The sequence below is a fragment of the Microbacterium sp. NPDC055357 genome (assembly GCF_053644835.1).
The window spans coordinates 265532-281625 of sequence record NZ_JBSHLZ010000003.1 but is presented as its reverse complement, the minus strand read 5'-3'; the positions used below and the strand labels follow the sequence as shown (position 1 = coordinate 281625).

The following is a 16094-nucleotide window of genomic DNA, read 5'->3' as shown; positions in this document are numbered from 1 at the left end:
TCGATGATCAGGATGCCGCGCCCACCGGCGCCGCATCCAGCGCGCGCGCGGCGATGATGCGCATGTACTCGCGGCCGCTGTCCTTGATGGTGCGCTCCTGCGTGTCGTAGTCGACGTGCACGATGCCGAACCGCTTGTCGTAGCCCCACGCCCACTCGAAGTTGTCCAGCAGCGACCAGTAGAAGAAGCCGCGCACGTCGGCGCCGGAATCCACGGCATCGAGGACCGCCGCGAGGTGGGAGCGCACGAACTCGGTGCGCTCGACGTCGGCGACGCGCAGGGCCTCGCCCTCGCGCACGGGTTCGTCGTCGTAGGCCGCGCCGTTTTCGGTGACGTAGAGCACCGTGCCGGCATCCTTCGCGTACTCCTCCCACACCCGGGTGAGCAGGCGCGTGAGCCCTTCGGGCTGGACCTCCCAGTTCTGTGCCGTGCGCGGCAGACCCCGCTCATGCCAGTGGATGCCGTCGTGCGACGGGAAGGGGGAGGCCGTGGGCCGGTCGATGTCGGGATTGCCGGACGGCACCGCTACCGACCCCGGCGTGCCGCCCACGAGTTCGCCGTGGTAGTAGTTCACGCCCAGCGTGTCGAAGGGGCTCGAGATCGCCTCGAGGTCTCCGGGGCGCACGGCTGTCTCGAACGCGGCGACGGCCTCCGCGTCGACGGCGCGGATGTCCTCGACGACGTCGGCGGGGTACGCCTCGCGGTAGATCGGGTCGAGGAACCACCGGTTGAACTGCCCGTCGATGCGACGGGCAGCGTCGACGTCACGGGCGTCGGCCGGGTCAGCGGCATCCGCCACCGTGAGATTGAGCGTGATGCCGAGGTCGAGCGATGCGTCGCGGGCGCGCAGCTCGCGAAGGGCGAGCCCGTGTCCGAGCAGCAGGTGGTGGGAGGCGAGCAGCCCCTCTTCGATGCTGCGGTGGCCGGGCGCGTGGGCACCCGCCGTGTACGACAGGAACGACGAGCACCACGGTTCGTTGAGGGTCGTCCACACCCCGACCCGGTCGCCGAGCGTGTCGTGCATCGCGAGCGCGTAGTCGACGAACCGCTCGCTCGTCTCGCGTGAGGCCCAGCCGCCGCGGTCCTGCAGCGCCTGCGGCAGGTCCCAGTGATAGAGCGTCAGCCAGGGCAGGATGCCGGCGCCGAGCAGCTCATCGACGAGGCGCGAGTAGAAGTCGAGGCCCTTCGGGTTGAGGGTGGCACCGTCGGGGGTGACGCGGGCCCACGACGTCGAGAACCGGTAGGTCTGCAAGCCCATGCGCTTCATGAGCGCCACGTCGTCGGCGTACCGGTGGTAGTGGTCGCACGCCACGTCGCCGTTGTCGGCGTCGACGACGGCGCCGGGGACTCGGCTGAAGGTGTCCCAGATCGAGGCCTGGCGGCCGTCTTCGAAGGCGGCGCCCTCGATCTGGTAGGCAGCGGTGGCCGCTCCGAACAAGAAGTCCGTCGGGAACGGGCGAGACGCGGACGCGGTCATGCGAACGGGATCCAATCTTTCTGCGGTGGTCACGGTGGGCTATCCCTTCACGGCGCCGGCCATGATGCCGCTCACGAGCTGCTTGCCCGCGAAGATGAACAGCAGCAGGAGCGGGATGGTGGCGAGCACGACGCCGGCGAGCACGACGGAGTAGTCGACGAAGTAGTTGGACTGCAGGAGCGACAGCGCCACCGGCAGGGTCGGGTTCTGGCGGTCGAGCACGATGAACGGCCAGAAGAAGTTGTTCCACGCACCGACGAAGGTGAAGAGGAACAGCATCGCGGCGGCCGGGCGCGCGGCGGGCAGACCCACCGTGAGGAAGGTGCGGAACATCGTCGCGCCGTCGACGCGCGCGGCCTCGATGAGCTCGTTCGGCACGGCCTGGCGCAGGTACTGCGTCATCCAGAACACGCCGAAGGCGCTCGTGAGGGCCGGGATGATGATCGCGCCGATCTCACCCGTCCAGCCGAGCTCGGAGAACAGGATGTACAGCGGCACGACGCCGAGCTGCTGCGGCACGGCCATCGTCGCGACGACGAAGACGAGCAGGCCCGCACCGCCGTGGAACCGCAGCTTCGCGAACGCCCACCCGGCGAGGGTCGAGGTGATCACGACGGCAGCGGCGATGAGGAACGAGCTGTAGATGGAGTTCCACAGGGCGCCCCAGAAGTTCACGGCCGGATTGGTGACGACCGAGATGGCGTTGTCGATGAAGTTGCCGCCCGGGATCCACGGGAACGGCTGACGCAGCGTCGTCGCGTCGCCCGAGCCGATGATGAACGACCAGTAGAGCGGGAAGATCGCCGAGAGGAACACGACCCCGAGCGTCGCGTACGCCCAGAAGCCCGGCCGCGCTCCGCGGATGCGCGTCGTCTTCGCGCCGCGGCGTCGCCTGCGGGCGTTCGGGATGCTCTCTTCCACGACGGCGAGCGGGGTGGGTGTGCCGAGAGTGCTCATGACCGGGCCCCCACGTTCTTCTTCGCTTCTCGCGCGCGTTCGCGCAGTTGTCGTTTGGTGAGTTCGGAGCGCAGCCCCTCATCGCGCAGCAGGGTGCGCGTGACGAGCAGGTTCACGAGTCCGATGAGCAGGATGACGAGGAACAGGATCCACGCCATCGCTGCCGCGCGGCCGAAGTTCCACTGCCCCCAGCCGATGTCATAGAGATACAGGGTGACCGTGAGCCACTGCTGCCCCGCTCCGCCGCGACCGAACTGGTCGAACACGCGCGGCTCGTCGAAGATCTGCAGCCCCCCGATCGTCGACGTGATGATGACGAAGATGAGGGTCGGCTTGAGCGAGGGGAGCGTGATGCTGAAGAACTGGCGGATCGGACCGGCTCCGTCGACGGTGGCCGCCTCGTAGTAGTCGCGGTTCACGGCCTGCATCGCCGCGAGCAGGATGAGAGCGTTGTAGCCGGTCCAGCGGTAGTTGACCATCGTCGCGATCGCGACATGGCTCCAGAACGGATCGACGTGCCACGGGATCGCAGAGATGCCGATCGTGCCGAGCCACGAGTTCGCCAGGCCCGACTGGTCGGCGAAGATCGCGTTGAAGATGAGGCCGACGGCGACGGGGGCGACGACGAAAGGCACAAGCACGCTCATGCGCCAGAACGTCTTCGCGCGGATGTTGCGATCGAGCACGGCCGCGATGAAGACGGCGAGGATGAGCTGCGGGATCGAGGACAGCAGGAAGATGCTGAACGTGTTGCGCATCGCCGTCCAGAAGTGCGGCTGCGTGAGGATCCAGACGTACTGGTCGAACCCGACGAACTCGCCGGAGTTGCGCACGAGATCCCAGTCCATGAACGAGATGACGGCGGTGTAGGCGATCGGGAACAGCCCGACGATCGCGAACATGATGAAGAACGGCGAGATGTACAGGTAGGGCGAGATCTTCAGGTCCCAGCGGCTCAGCCGATGGGAGAACGAGATCACTCGGGGTGGCCTCGCCGGAGCGGGGGCGGCGGCCCTCGTTCCGGTGGTATCCGTCGCGGTCACAATCGTCCTTCGTCGTCGTCGTCGGAGGGGCAGAAGCGGGGGCGGATGCCGCGTGGTGGCATCCCCCCCGCCGGTCAATCGGTCAGCGACCGGGTCAGAATGCCGAGATCTCGGTGAGCCACGTGTCCCAGGCCTTCTCCTTGTCTTCGAGACCGTCGAAGACGCGGGTGACGGCGTTCTGCAGCGCGTCGTGGAACTGGAAGTACTTCGGTCCCTTGTAGGTCGACACGGTGATCGCGTTGGCGCGCTCGATGCCGATCTCGCCGGTCGGCGCGTCGTTGAAGTACTCGTTGACGTAGCCGGTCAGGTCGGTGCTCGTCTGCGCCTCGAGCTGGCTCGGGAAGGTGCCCGCGTTCACGAACGCCTTGATCTGCGTCTCGGGTGCGGTCAGCCAGTCGGCGAGCTGCTGCGCCGCCTCGACGTTCGCGCCGTTGGCCGGGACGACGAGGTACGAGCCACCCCAGTTGCCACCGCCCTCGGGGAAGGCGTCGGCGACATCCCAGCCCGTGACCTCGGGCGCTTCGCCCGCGATGATGCCGTGCATCCACGGCGGGCAGAGCATGGCGGCGAACTCGCCGCCGGCCATGGCCGCGTACCAGTCGTCGCTCCACTGGCCGGGGAAGGCCGAGATCGGGATCGCCTGGTCGACGACGGTCTCGTAGGCGGCGCGGATCTCAGGGTTCTCGGCGGCGATGATGGCGCCGTCGGGCTCTTCGTACGCGAACTCGAGCTGGTTCACCAGGCCCTGCAGCACGGAGTTGGCCGAATCGATGAACGGCGTGCCGGTCTGGGCGACGTAGTCGGCGCCGACCTCGAAGAAGGCGTCCCACGTGGGGAAGAGCTCGGCGACGGCTTCGCGGTCGCTGGGCAGGCCGGCCGCTTCGAACAGGTCGCCGCGGTAGCAGACGGCCTGCGGTCCGATGTCGGTGCCGTACGCGACGAGGTTGCCGTCGGCGTCGGTCGCGGCGGCTTCCTTCCAGTCGAGCCAGCGGCCCCTCAGGTCGTCGGGGACGGGCGCGACGAGGTCGGAGTACTGCATCATCTCGGTGAACCAGTCGATCTCGACGGCTTCGACATCGCCGAGGCCGGACTTGCCGAGCTTCTGGAAGAAGTTCGCGCGGGCGTCGTTCGAGGTCGCGGCCTTGTTGTGCACGACCTTGATGCCGGTCTCTTCGGTGAACTCGGCCAGGAGTTCGTCGGTGTAGCCCATGTCGTTGAAGGTCGAGAGCGTGAGGGTCACGTCGCCGTCGGCCCCGGGGTCGGGCGAGTCCCCGCCACCGGAACAGCCGGCGAGGACCATGGCGGTCGCAGAGAGGGCGGCCACGGCCACGGCGCCCTTGCGGATGGCTCGAGTGTTCACTGTCACTCCTATGTGTTGTCAGGTCGGTTGATGCTACGTGCAGGATCGGTCGCGGTGCGGCGTCCGGTCGTTCGTGGGAGCGGTCCCATCGAAGTGGCGCCCACACTACGGGAGCGCTCCCACGAGCGCAAGACCCCGATCTCCTTGACCGCGAGACTGCATCGGGGCGCCGAAACCGTGGGGTTCACCCGCTGTCTCGACCCGCCGTTGCAGTCTCGCGGTCAGGAGCGGGGGCGGGAGGGCGGGCGGCCGTAGACTGTCAGGGTCCCCCGCCCGCGACATTCCGGAGCCCCGTCATGCCCACCATCGTCGTCGACGTCATGCCCAAGGCCGAGCTGCTGGACCCGCAGGGGAAGGCGGTGTCGGGTGCACTGAGCCGTCTCGGCGTCGACGCCATCACGGGCGTCCGCATCGGCAAGCGCTTCGAGCTCACCGTCGAGGGCGAGGTCGACGAGGCCACCCTCGCGACGGCCCGCCGCATCGCCGACGAGATCCTCTCGAACTCCGTCATCGAAGACGTCGTCGGCATCGAGGTCGTCGAATGACCGTCCGCATCGGCGTCATCACCTTCCCCGGCTCGCTCGACGATCGCGACGCGCAGCGCGCGATCCGCGTCGCCGGCGCCGAACCCGTCGCCCTCTGGCACGGCTCGCACGACCTCGACGGCGTCGACGCGCTCGTGCTGCCCGGAGGCTTCAGCTACGGCGACTACCTGCGCGCCGGCGCGATCGCGGCCCTCGCGCCGATCATGACCGAAGTGTCGGATGCCGCGGCGAAGGGCATGCCGATCCTCGGCATCTGCAACGGGTTCCAGATGCTCGTCGAGGCTCACCTGCTGCCCGGCGGCCTCATCCGCAATGCGCACCAGCAGTTCATCCGCCGCGACCAGCGCCTGCGGGTCGAGAACGCCGACACGGCGTGGACGAGCGACTTCGCGGCCGGCCAGGAGATCACGATCCCGCTCAAGAACGCCGACGGCGGCTACATCGCCTCGGAGTCCGAGCTGGACCGTCTCGAGGGCGAAGGCCTCGTCGCGTTCCGCTATGTCGGCGTGAACCCGAACGGGTCACTGCGCGACATCGCCGGCATCGCGAACGAGCGCGGCAACGTCGTGGGTCTCATGCCGCACCCCGAACACGCCGTCGAAGAGGGCTTCGGACCGAACACCCCCGCCGCGATGCGGTCGGGCGTCGACGGTCTGGCGTTCTTCACCTCGGCCGTCGCCGCGGTCGTCGGCGCAGCCGCCTGACCCCCGGCATCCGGCGCCTCGATATCGTGGAGCGGTGAGCCGCCCCCTCGTCATCAGTGTCCCCACGCAGGAGTTCGCCGACGATCTGCGTGACCTTCCCGACGACGTCGAGATCGTCGTGTGGTCGATGGAAGATGCGGCGCCCCGCGCGCACTTCGACATCGTCATGCCGCCGTACATGTCCACGACGCGCGTGCTCGACCGGCTGCACGGCGTCTCGGTCGGGCTCGTGCAGGGCGAGTCGATCGGATACGACGGCTTCGCGCGGCTTCTGCCCGCGGGACTCGTCTTCGCCAATGCGGCATCCGTGCACGAGGCGTCCACGGCCGAGCTCGCCCTCGCTCTCACGCTCGCCTCGCAGCGCAGCCTGCCGCAGTTCGTGCGCGCGCAGGACGCGCACCGGTGGGCACCCGAAGAGACGGGGAGCCTCGCCGACCGCCGCGTGCTGCTGCTCGGCTACGGCGGCGTGGGCAAGGCCGTCGCGGCACGCCTGGCGCCCTTCGAGACCGTGCTGACGGTCGTCGCCTCTCGGGCGCGCGACGAGAGCGGCGTCGCCGTGCACGGCATCGACGAGCTGCCCGCGCTGCTGCGCGACACCGAGATCGTGATCCTCACCCTGCCCGGCGGGGACGCGACGCGCCGCATGGTCGACGCGGCCTTCCTCGCCGCACTGCCCGACGGCGCGCTCGTCGTCAACGTCGGGCGCGGATCGCTCGTCGACACCGACGCGCTCGTCGCCGAGGTCGCGAGCGGGCGCCTGCGTGCCGCCCTCGACGTGACCGACCCCGAGCCGCTTCCCGCCGACCACCCGCTGTGGTCGCTGCCGGGAGCGCTCATCGTGCCGCACGTCGGCGGCGCGTCGGCGGCCATGCGCCCGCGCATGACGGCGCTGCTGCGCGCTCAGATCGAGCGGATGCGTGCGGGCGAGGAGCCGTTGAACGTCGTGATCCGCACCTGAGCTCAGGCGGTGAAGACCGCGTGCGTGTCGGGCACGAGGGCACGGCCGCCGAGCGCCGTGAGCTCCATGAGCACGCTCGTCGCGACGACGACGCCGCCGAGCGTGGGAACGAGCTCGTGCGCGGCCCGGAGGGTACCGCCCGTGGCCAGCACGTCGTCGACCAGCAGCACGCGCGTTCCGGGGGCGATGTCGTCGTGGGCTTCGATCGTCGCGGTGCCGTACTCGAGCGAGTACGAGACGGATGCCGCCGGCCGAGGCAGCTTGCCCGCCTTGCGGATCGGCACGAGACCCACCCCCGCCGCCGCCGCGACCGCGCCCGCGAGCAGGAACCCGCGCGCCTCGATACCCGCCACGACGTCGAACTGCCCCTCGAAGGGATCGATCATCGCGTCGATGACGGTGCGGAAGGCTGCCGCATCGGCCAGAAGCGGCGTGATGTCGCGGAACTTCACGCCCGGTTCGGGGTAGTCCGCGATCGTGCGGATGAGCGATTCGGCGCGGGCGAGGGGTTCGGTCACCCGCCCACGATACCCGGGCCGCCGGGAATGTAAGCGCTTGCACTATCCTGGACCGATGACGTCGACACAATCCACCGAGCTCTCCGCGCTCACCGGCTCCCCCACGGGGAACGAGTGGTGGCGCACCGCCGTGATCTATCAGATCTACCCCCGTTCCTTCTCGGACAGCTCGGGCGACGGGATCGGCGACCTGCCCGGCATCACGGCACGGCTCGACGACCTTGCGACCCTCGGCATCGACGCGATCTGGCTGAGCCCGTTCCAGCGGTCCCCGCAGAAGGACGCCGGCTACGACGTCGCCGACTACTGCGACGTCGACCCGCTGTTCGGCACCATCGCCGACTTCGACACGATGCTCGCGGCGACGCACGCGCGCGGCATCCGCATCATCGTCGATCTCGTGCCGAACCACTCGTCGGATCAGCACGTCTGGTTCCAGGAGGCCCTCGCCGCAGACCCCGGAAGCCCCGAACGCGCCCGCTACATGTTCCGCGACGGCACGGGCGAGAACAGCGACCTGCCGCCGAACAACTGGGAGTCGGTCTTCGGCGGTCCCGCCTGGACGCGCATCGTCGAGGCCGACGGCACGCCCGGACAGTGGTACCTGCACCTGTTCGACTCGTCGCAGCCCGATTTCGACTGGTCGAACGATGAGGTCCGCGCCGAGTTCCGCCGCATCCTGCGCTTCTGGCTCGACCGCGGTGTCGACGGATTCCGCGTCGACGTCGCGCACGGACTGGTCAAAGCCGACGGTCTGCCGGACTACACGCCCGACCCCGCGGCGGGCTCGATGGGCGGCGAAGCCGAAGAGGTGCCGTACTGGGGCCAGGACGGCGTCCACGAGATATACCGGGACTGGCATGAGCTGTTCGCGGAGTACGACGGCGATCGCGCGCTGTGCGCCGAGGCCTGGCTGTCGACGCCCGAGAAGACCGCCCTGTGGGTGCGTCCCGACGAGATGCACCAGGCGTTCAACTTCGCCTACCTCGAGACCGGCTGGGATGCCGCCGCGCTGCGCGACGTCATCACGCGGTCGCTCGAGGCGTACGGCGCCGTCGGGGCTCCGAGCACGTGGGTCCTGTCGAACCATGACGTCGTGCGGCACGCGTCGCGACTCGCCCTGACGGCCGACAACCCGCAGGGGCACGGCATCGGCCCGGACTCGCCCGGCAAGCCGATCGCCGAGGTGGGCCTGCGCCGTGCGCGCGCCGCCACGACGCTCATGCTCGCCCTGCCCGGCTCCGCCTATGTGTACCAGGGCGAAGAGCTCGGCCTGCCCGAGGTCATCGACATCCCCGCAGACGCACGCCAGGACCCGACCTGGTTCCGCACGAACGGCGAACGCTACGGCCGTGACGGATGCCGCGTGCCGATCCCGTGGACCGCGGACGGCCCGTCCTACGGCTTCAGCGACTCGGGCGCCTCGTGGCTGCCGCAGCCGGCCGAATGGGCCGCGCTCGCCCGCGATGTGCAGGTCTCGGATCCCGAGTCGACCCTGGCGCTCTACCGCGAACTGCTGGCGGCCCGCGCCGCGCACGGACTCGGTGCGGGCTCGCTCCTGTGGCTCGACGGGTTCGACGACGGCGTCGTCGCATTCCGCAACGGGAATGTCACGGTCATCGCCAACGTCGCGGCTCGCCCGATCCCGATGCCGGAGGGTATCGTCGTCGTCGCGAGCGGTGACGTGTCGGATGGCATGCTGCCCGCCGACACGGCGGTCTGGCTCCTCGACGACTGAACCTGGCGGAAGAGAGCGACGACGTGGTCGGCATCAGTGAGGTCGCCCGTGCGGCGGGTGTCTCGACGGCGACCGTGTCGCGCGCCCTGAGCGGTCGCGGTCACGTGTCGGCCGCGACCCGTCTGCGCGTCGAGACGGCGGCGAAGAGCCTCGGCTACGTCGTCTCGTCGTCGGCGTCGAGCCTCGCCTCGGGCCGAACCCGCAACATCGGCGTGCTCGTGCCGTTCCTCGACCGCTGGTTCTTCTCGACGGTGCTCAGCGGCATCGCCTCCGCGCTCATGCGCCGCGGCTACGACATCACGCTCTACTCCCTCACGGCCGACCGCGGCGAGCGCCACGAGATCTTCGAGACGTTCCTGCGTCGACGGCGCGTCGACGGCGTCATCGCGATCGCGCTCGAGCTCGATCAGGCCGAGACCGACCGGCTGGCCGAACTCGGGCTCCCCGTCATCGCGATCGGCGGACCCAACCCGCGCCTGACGACCCTCACGGTCGACGACGTCTCGGTCGCGCGACTCGCGACCGAGCACCTGATCGCGCTCGGCCACCGCGACATCGCGCACATCGGCGCCAGCCCCGAGTTCGACATCGACTTCCACATCCCCACCCGTCGCCGCCTCGGGTTCGAGCAGGCGCTCTCGGATGCCGGCATCCCCGCCCGCGCCGCTCTCTACGAGCCGGCGGACTTCACGATCGAGGGCGGCTTCCGCGCGGCCAGGCACCTGCTCGAGCGGCCCGGCGAGCGACCCACGGCGATCTTCGCCGCGTCGGACGAGATGGCGATCGGCGCGTTGCTGGCCGCCCGCGAACTCGGATGCCGCGTGCCCGACGACCTGTCGGTCATCGGCATCGACGGCCACGAGCACGGTGAGTTCTTCCGCCTCACGACGGTGGACCAGTTCCCGCTCGGGCAGGGGGCGCGCGCCGCAGAGGCGATCCTCGACGAGCTCGAAGCGCCCGGTGATCACCACGATCCCGCGCGCCTGCCGTTCGAGCTCATCGTGCGCGACTCGACCGCCCGGCGCTGAGCCGCGGCATCCGGCGGTCACGGGATCGACCGAGGTCGCGTGAGTAGGCTCGGCAGCATGGCCATCGACCTCGAAGCGCTCTACATCGACCTGCACCGCCACCCCGAGCTGTCGTTCCAGGAGACCCGCACGGCCGGCGTCATCGCGCAACACCTCACCGAGCTCGGACTCGAGTTCGAAGAGGGCGTGGGCCGCACGGGCCTGGTGACCGTGATCCGCAACGGCGACGGCCCCGTCGTGTGGCTGCGCGCCGACATGGACGCCCTCCCCGTCGAAGAGCAGACGGGTCTCGCCTACGCCTCGACCGCCCGGGGCGTCGACCCCGCGGGGCTCGACGTGCCCGTCATGCACGCGTGCGGACACGACATGCACGTGGCCGCCCTCATCGGCGCGCTCGAGCGGCTCGTCTCGACGAAGGACGAGTGGTCGGGCACCGTCGTCGCGGTCTTCCAGCCGGCAGAGGAGTACGGCGCGGGCTCACTGGCGATGATCGCCGACGGCGTGCTCGATCGGTATCCGCACCCCGACATCGTGCTCGGGCAGCACGTGACGCCGCTGCCCGCGGGCACGATCGGCGTGCGGGGCGGCACGCAGATGGCGGCATCCGACGGCATCACCGTGACCCTGCTCGGCCGCGGCGGCCACGGGTCACGGCCGCACTCGACGATCGACCCCGTCGTCATGGCGGCGGCGACGGTCATGCGGCTGCAGACGATCGTGTCGCGCGAAGTCGATCCGCGCGACGTCGCCGTCGTGACGGTCGGCTCGATCCACGCCGGACTGAAGAACAACATCATCCCGGCGGAAGCGCGTCTCGAGCTGAGCCTGCGGTATCCGGACGAGACGACCCGCGCCGCCGTGCTCGAGAAGGTCGAGCGCATCGTGCGCGCCGAAGCCCAGGCATCCGGAGCCGAGCAGGAGCCGATCATCGCGACCGACCACTCGCTGCCCCCCACGATCAACGACGACGCCGCGACGGCGCGGCTGACGCTCGCCTTCGACCGCGCGTTCGGCGAGGGCACCGTCGTCGATCCGGGCATGTTCACCGGCAGCGAGGACGTGTCGTGGTTCGCCCGCGAGTCCGGTGCGCCCCTCGTCTTCTGGTTCTGGGGCGGGGTCGACCCCGAGACGTATGCGACGGCCGCGGCGGCGGGCACCATCGCGAGCGACATCCCCACGAATCACTCGCCGTTCTTCGCACCGGTGCTGCGCCCGACCCTCGAGAACGGTGTCGACGGCCTCGTCGTCGCCGCACGGGAGTTCCTCGGCGGGCGGTAAGGCTCTACCTCGACGACGCGAAGCCGTCGCACGAGATCGCGTTCGCCGCGCTGACGGATACGGCCGCGCTCTCGAGGATCACGGGGACGTGGATCGAGGAGCTGCCGCAGGACGCGATGCTGCTCCGGCATCCTCGCGGGCGTCGGCGAGCCGCATCCCCGAAAGGAGCCCCGGCAGACCCCGCCCGGAAGCCGTCGTGAAGAAGACGAGCAGCGACAGCAGGACGAAGACCGCCGACGCGAGATTCCAGGGCATCGGAAGGAGCCCGAGGAGCGCCGCGCCGCTGACTCCGCCGACCCAGCGAAGGGGGCGCGCGACCAGCGCCGGAAGCCGCCCACCGCCATAGCGGAGCTGCACGGCGAGGTCGCCGATCGACCGGCCCGTTCCGACGATGACGATGAGCCAGATCGCGGCCGCAGCGCACGTCGCGGTGACGGACGCGACGTGCCCGGCGAGCAGGGCTTCGCGCTGCCCCGTGAACTCCAGTACGAGCTGGGTCGTGATGGCGACGGTGAAGTACAGCAGGCCGAACCCCACGACGTCGCACACGATCGCGACGAAGCGGCGCCCGCGGGTGACGGGGTGCGGCAGGGCGGCATCCGTCGCGCGATGCGCTCCGCGGTACCGCTTCGGGACGACGAGCGACAGGACGGACCCGAGCACGGCTCCCGTCGTGTTGGTCAGCATGTCGTCGACGTCGAAGACCCGATAGGCGCACGGGTAGACGCCCCACACGCCGGTCAGCTGGGTCGTCTCGATGAACGCCGACAGACCGAGACCGACGACGAAGGCGATGAGGATGCCGCGGCCGCCGAGCACGCGGATGAAGAAGCCGAGCGGTGTGAACAGCAGCACGTTGAGCAGCAGCTGCAGGACGGCGGGGTCGGTCAGCGTGTTGCCGGGACGGCGCATCGCGCCGCGCACGTCGTCGACGAACTGGAACAGATCGAGGTTCACCCCGGCGCAGCGGATCGTGTCGGGATCGGGCAGCGGCAGCAGCGTGTACGTCCAGATCGCCCAGAAGTAGACCAGCGCCGCGGCCCACAGCACGAAGCGCCCGAAGCTCAGCCCTCCGCGCCGGCGATAGCTGATCGCGACGAAGGGCACGAAGAAGACGAACCCGACGGCGGCGCCGATGAAGATGGCCAGAATGCCGAGGATGACCTGTTCGTCCACGCCAGAATCATTTCATCCCTCGCGTGCGCGCTTCGCGCACACGGGCCGAGACGGCACGCAATGACGGTGGACGGCGCCGCGGCGCGGCATCCCGCGTAGCCTGGAGGGATGAGCGCCACGACGACCGACTTCGACGTCGCCGCCGTGCGCGCGGACTTCCCGATCCTGTCGCAGACCCTCAACGGACGGCCGCTCGTCTACCTCGATGCGGGCGCGACGAGCCAGAAGCCGCAGGCCGTGCTCGACGCCGAGATCGACTTCCTCACGCGGGCGAACTCCGCCGTGCATCGCGGCGCGCACACGCTGGCCGCCGAGGCGACCGAGCTCTTCGAGGACGCCCGCTCGACCGTCGCCGGGTTCCTCGGGGCGCGACCCGACCAGCTGGTGTGGACGAGCGGCGCGACCGCCGCCCTCAACCTCGTCGCCTACGCGATCGGCAACGCCACGGCAGGGCGCGGCAGCGCGCGGTTCGCCCTCGCCCCGGGCGACGAGCTCGTCGTGACCGAGACCGAGCACCACGCGAACCTCATCCCCTGGCAGGAGCTCGCCGCCCGCACGGGCGCCGTGCTGCGCCACATCCCCGTGCGCGATGACGGCACGCTCGACCTCGAGGTCGCGGCATCCGTCATCGGCGAGCGCACGCGCGTCGTCGCCTTCACGCACGTCTCGAACGTGCTCGGCATCGTCAATCCCGTCGCCGAGATCGCCGCGCTCGCCCGTGCCGCCGGTGCGCTCACGGTGCTGGATGCGTGCCAGTCGGTGCCGCACCTGCCGTTCGACTTCGCCGAGCTCGGCGTCGACCTCGCGGCGTTCTCCGGGCACAAGATGCTCGGCCCGTACGGCGTCGGCGGACTGCTCGGGCGCAGCGACGTGCTCGAAGACCTGCCGCCCTTCCTCACGGGCGGATCGATGGTGACGACCGTGACCCTCGACGAGGCCGGCTTCCTGCCGCCGCCGCAGAAGTTCGAAGCCGGCACGCAGCCCGTGTCGCAGGCGATCGGCCTCGCTGCCGCCGTGCGCTATCTCGACGGGCTCGGGATGCCGCGCGTGCACGCCCGCGAGCGGAGGCTCGAGCAGCGCATGCTCGAGGGGCTGCGTGGGATCGACGGCGTGCGGGTGCTGGGTGACGCTGCAGGGGTCGAGCGGATCGCGATCGCGGCGTTCGACGTCGACGGGGTGCACGCGCACGACGTGGGGCAGTTCCTCGACGACCGCGGCGTCGCGGTGCGCGTGGGTCACCACTGCGCCAAGCCCCTGCACGCACGACTCGGCCTGACGGCGTCGGTGCGGGCGTCGGCATCCGTCTTCACGACGGAGGACGACATCGACGTGTTCCTCGACGCGGTCGCCGGCGTGCGTGGGTTCTTCGGAGTCGGCGCATGAGCGGCCTCGAGGCGCTGTACCAGGAGCTGCTGCTGGACCACTCCAAGCGTCCGCGCGGCAAGGAGCTCGCCGACGAGCACGGTCGCTCGGCGACGTCGCACCAGCACAATCCGGTATGCGGCGACGACGTCACGCTGCGCGTGCGGCTCGACGACGCCGGCGAGACGATTCGCGATGTCACGTGGGACGGCGCCGGCTGCTCGGTCTCGCAGGCGTCGGCCTCGATGCTCAGCGAGCTCGTCGAGGGGTTGCCCGTCGGCGAGGCGTCCGCCCTGATCGACGGGTTCCGCACGGCGCTGCGCTCGCGCGGCGCGATCCCCCTCGACGAGGACGTCTACCTGGATGCCGCCGCGCTCTCGGGCGTCTCGAAGTACGTCGCGCGCGTGAAGTGCGCCATGCTCGCGTGGGTCGCACTCGAAGATGCCCTCGCCCGCGCCTGACGCGTCGACAACTCCGGACCCGTCGACGCGAACCGGCCCCTGGGCCCGGCCGGCGCAGTTTCGTCCGGAGTTGTCGACGCCCGTCGCCCGATAGCACACCCGCCCGGGGAGCGCCGCCCCCTGGAGCCGGCCGAGCGGCTTTGGCATCGTGGCGGAATGGCACACACTCAGCAGTCCGCCGCCCACCCCCTGCGCGAAGACGGCGTGTCGCTGCTCGTGCGGGGCTACGGCATCAGCGCCCACATCTGGCGGCGCGTGCGCGACGGCGCGCGATCGGCTCCCCTGCGGCTGCTCGCCAAGGACGCGATGTTCGTGCGCGGGGCGGAGGGCGTCGCGCTGTTCTATGACGGCGAGCGCATCGCCCGGCACGGGGCGATGCCGAAGATCGTCCAGGAGACCCTCTTCGGCCACGACTCGGTGCACAGCCTCGACGGCGCGGCGCACCGCCACCGCAAGGCGACCTTCGTCGACGTCGCCTACGAAGACGCGCAGGTCGAGCGCCTGACCCCGCTGCTCGAGCACGAGTGGCAGTTCGAGCGCGACTCGTGGCTCGCGGGTGGTCGGCGCAGCGCCTACGACGCGGCGGTCGGAGCCTTCGGCCGGGCCATCATGCGCTGGGCCGGGCTCCCGGGCACCCCCGATGCGCAGACGCGATGGGCGACGCGCCTCGCCCAGATCGTCGACGGCTTCGGCGCTCCCTACTCGCCGTCGTTCGTGCTCGCGCAGCTCAACCGGCTCTGGTCGGATCGGCACGCCCCCCGCCTCATCGAGGCCGTCCGCGACGGGCGGCTCGCGACCCGCGAGGGCACGGCGCTGCACGAATGGGCCTGGCATACGGATGCCGCGGGCGAAAGGCTCTCGCCGAAGCTGGCCGGCGTCGAGCTGCAGAACAGCATGCGGCCCATGATCGCCGTCGCCCGCTTCGTCGCGTTCGCGGCGAAGGAGCTGCACGATCGCCCCGAATGGCGGCAGCGCATCGCCGCAGAGACCGAAGAGCGGGGCACGCTCACTCACGGGCCGCTCGCGACGGCGTTCGCGCAGGAGATTCGTCGCACGGCGCCCTTCGTTCCGATGCTGCCGGCGTGGGCGACGACCGATGTCGAGATCGACGGGCAGCATCTCGCCGCCGGCGGCCGCGTCGTGCTCGACATCCTCGGGACGAACACCGACGACCGGTCATGGAATGACGCCGACGCCTTCGACCCCGATCGCTTCGTCGGCGTCGACGACTACGAGGCGATCGCCGCCTTCGTCCCGCACGGCGGCGCGTCGGTTCCGGACGGCCACCGCTGCCCGGGCGAGAAGCTCGCGATCGCGGGACTCGCCGCCGCGGTCGCGACCCTGAGCGACCCGCGTCTGACGATCCTCGACGAGGGCCTCGACGTCAACGAACGGCGTCTGCCGACGAAGCCCCGATCCGGCGGCAAGATCCGCTGCCCCTTCCACTGACGCTGACGTCGCCGAGCCCGACGACCCTTCGACAAGCTCA

General features: G+C 70.3%; 15 protein-coding genes. 9 read left to right on the top strand and 6 right to left on the bottom strand.

The window, feature by feature from the left end; translation table 11 throughout:
* Positions 1-7: 7 nt before the first annotated feature.
* The 4 genes from ACWICD_RS06680 to ACWICD_RS06665 all read right to left on the bottom strand — a co-directional run bounded on the left by ACWICD_RS06680 (position 8) and on the right by ACWICD_RS06665 (position 4837).
* Positions 8-1477 carry a GH1 family beta-glucosidase gene (locus ACWICD_RS06680; protein ID WP_454139722.1) on the bottom strand — a complete coding sequence of 490 codons (1470 nt, stop codon included), beginning with the start codon at positions 1475-1477 and terminating at the stop codon, positions 8-10.
* A 39-nt stretch (positions 1478-1516) separates the two neighbouring features.
* Positions 1517-2434: a carbohydrate ABC transporter permease gene (locus ACWICD_RS06675; RefSeq protein ID WP_454139721.1), complete on the bottom strand. Its 918-nt coding sequence runs from the start codon at positions 2432-2434 to the stop codon at positions 1517-1519.
* On the bottom strand, positions 2431-3477 hold the full coding sequence (locus tag ACWICD_RS06670; RefSeq protein WP_376130724.1) for a carbohydrate ABC transporter permease: 1047 nt from the start codon (positions 3475-3477) through the stop codon (positions 2431-2433). The genes ACWICD_RS06675 and ACWICD_RS06670 overlap by 4 nt, the downstream gene beginning before the upstream one ends.
* Before the next feature lie 94 nt (positions 3478-3571).
* Entirely contained in the window at positions 3572-4837 is a 1266-nt protein-coding gene (locus tag ACWICD_RS06665; RefSeq protein ID WP_376130305.1) for an ABC transporter substrate-binding protein, read from the bottom strand.
* 296 nt (positions 4838-5133) lie between these two features.
* Here ACWICD_RS06665 and purS point away from each other — a divergent pair, with 296 nt between their 5' ends.
* From purS to ACWICD_RS06650, 3 genes are read left to right on the top strand one after another with little or no spacing between them, the layout of a single operon-like run.
* Complete coding sequence (purS, locus tag ACWICD_RS06660) at positions 5134-5382, top strand: phosphoribosylformylglycinamidine synthase subunit PurS (protein ID WP_376130302.1); 249 nt, start codon at positions 5134-5136, stop codon at positions 5380-5382.
* Complete coding sequence (gene purQ, locus ACWICD_RS06655; RefSeq protein ID WP_454139720.1) at positions 5379-6086, top strand: phosphoribosylformylglycinamidine synthase subunit PurQ; 708 nt, start codon at positions 5379-5381, stop codon at positions 6084-6086. The genes purS and purQ overlap by 4 nt, the downstream gene beginning before the upstream one ends.
* Before the next feature lie 34 nt (positions 6087-6120).
* A complete protein-coding gene (locus ACWICD_RS06650) occupies positions 6121-7044 on the top strand; it encodes a 2-hydroxyacid dehydrogenase (protein ID WP_454139719.1) in 924 nt (307 codons plus the stop codon).
* Positions 7045-7046: 2 nt separating this feature from the next.
* On the opposite strand, the gene ACWICD_RS06645 is transcribed toward ACWICD_RS06650, so the two are convergent.
* The gene (locus ACWICD_RS06645) at positions 7047-7562 is read right to left on the bottom strand and encodes an adenine phosphoribosyltransferase (RefSeq protein ID WP_454139718.1); all 516 of its coding nucleotides are present in this window, start codon (positions 7560-7562) and stop codon (positions 7047-7049) included.
* A 55-nt stretch (positions 7563-7617) separates the two neighbouring features.
* On the opposite strand from ACWICD_RS06645, the gene ACWICD_RS06640 reads away from it, so the two are divergent.
* From ACWICD_RS06640 to ACWICD_RS06630, 3 genes are read left to right on the top strand one after another with little or no spacing between them, the layout of a single operon-like run.
* Positions 7618-9300, top strand: a complete 1683-nt coding sequence (locus ACWICD_RS06640) for a glycoside hydrolase family 13 protein (RefSeq protein WP_454139717.1) — start codon at positions 7618-7620, stop codon at positions 9298-9300.
* Positions 9301-9323: 23 nt separating this feature from the next.
* Entirely contained in the window at positions 9324-10328 is a 1005-nt protein-coding gene (locus tag ACWICD_RS06635) for a LacI family DNA-binding transcriptional regulator (protein ID WP_454139716.1), read from the top strand.
* A gap of 57 nt (positions 10329-10385) precedes the next feature.
* A complete protein-coding gene (locus ACWICD_RS06630; RefSeq protein WP_454139715.1) occupies positions 10386-11606 on the top strand; it encodes an amidohydrolase in 1221 nt (406 codons plus the stop codon).
* A 78-nt stretch (positions 11607-11684) separates the two neighbouring features.
* On the opposite strand, the gene ACWICD_RS06625 is transcribed toward ACWICD_RS06630, so the two are convergent.
* The gene (locus ACWICD_RS06625) at positions 11685-12782 is read right to left on the bottom strand and encodes a VanZ family protein (RefSeq protein ID WP_454139714.1); all 1098 of its coding nucleotides are present in this window, start codon (positions 12780-12782) and stop codon (positions 11685-11687) included.
* 108 nt (positions 12783-12890) lie between these two features.
* Between ACWICD_RS06625 and ACWICD_RS06620 the strand changes: the two genes are divergently transcribed.
* From ACWICD_RS06620 to ACWICD_RS06610, 3 genes are all read left to right on the top strand, one after another.
* Positions 12891-14165, top strand: coding sequence for an aminotransferase class V-fold PLP-dependent enzyme (locus tag ACWICD_RS06620; protein ID WP_454139713.1), 1275 nt, complete (start codon positions 12891-12893; stop codon positions 14163-14165).
* A complete protein-coding gene (sufU, locus tag ACWICD_RS06615) occupies positions 14162-14605 on the top strand; it encodes a Fe-S cluster assembly sulfur transfer protein SufU (RefSeq protein ID WP_454139712.1) in 444 nt (147 codons plus the stop codon). Before ACWICD_RS06620 ends, sufU begins: the two co-directional genes overlap by 4 nt.
* Before the next feature lie 156 nt (positions 14606-14761).
* The gene (locus ACWICD_RS06610) at positions 14762-16054 is read left to right on the top strand and encodes a cytochrome P450 (RefSeq protein WP_454139711.1); all 1293 of its coding nucleotides are present in this window, start codon (positions 14762-14764) and stop codon (positions 16052-16054) included.
* Positions 16055-16094 lie beyond the last annotated feature (40 nt).

Bases quoted from the DNA above. Each gene is read 5' to 3' on its own strand.
- ACWICD_RS06680 (WP_454139722.1), bottom strand. From the start codon at position 1,477: ATGACCGCGTCCGCGTCTCGCCCGTTCCCGACGGACTTCTTGTTCGGA.
- ACWICD_RS06675 (WP_454139721.1), bottom strand. From the start codon at position 2,434: ATGAGCACTCTCGGCACACCCACCCCGCTCGCCGTCGTGGAAGAGAGC.
- purS (WP_376130302.1), top strand. From the start codon at position 5,134: ATGCCCACCATCGTCGTCGACGTCATGCCCAAGGCCGAGCTGCTGGAC.
- purQ (WP_454139720.1), top strand. From the start codon at position 5,379: ATGACCGTCCGCATCGGCGTCATCACCTTCCCCGGCTCGCTCGACGAT.
- ACWICD_RS06640 (WP_454139717.1), top strand. From the start codon at position 7,618: ATGACGTCGACACAATCCACCGAGCTCTCCGCGCTCACCGGCTCCCCC.
- ACWICD_RS06630 (WP_454139715.1), top strand. From the start codon at position 10,386: ATGGCCATCGACCTCGAAGCGCTCTACATCGACCTGCACCGCCACCCC.
- ACWICD_RS06620 (WP_454139713.1), top strand. From the start codon at position 12,891: ATGAGCGCCACGACGACCGACTTCGACGTCGCCGCCGTGCGCGCGGAC.
- sufU (WP_454139712.1), top strand. From the start codon at position 14,162: ATGAGCGGCCTCGAGGCGCTGTACCAGGAGCTGCTGCTGGACCACTCC.
- ACWICD_RS06610 (WP_454139711.1), top strand. From the start codon at position 14,762: ATGGCACACACTCAGCAGTCCGCCGCCCACCCCCTGCGCGAAGACGGC.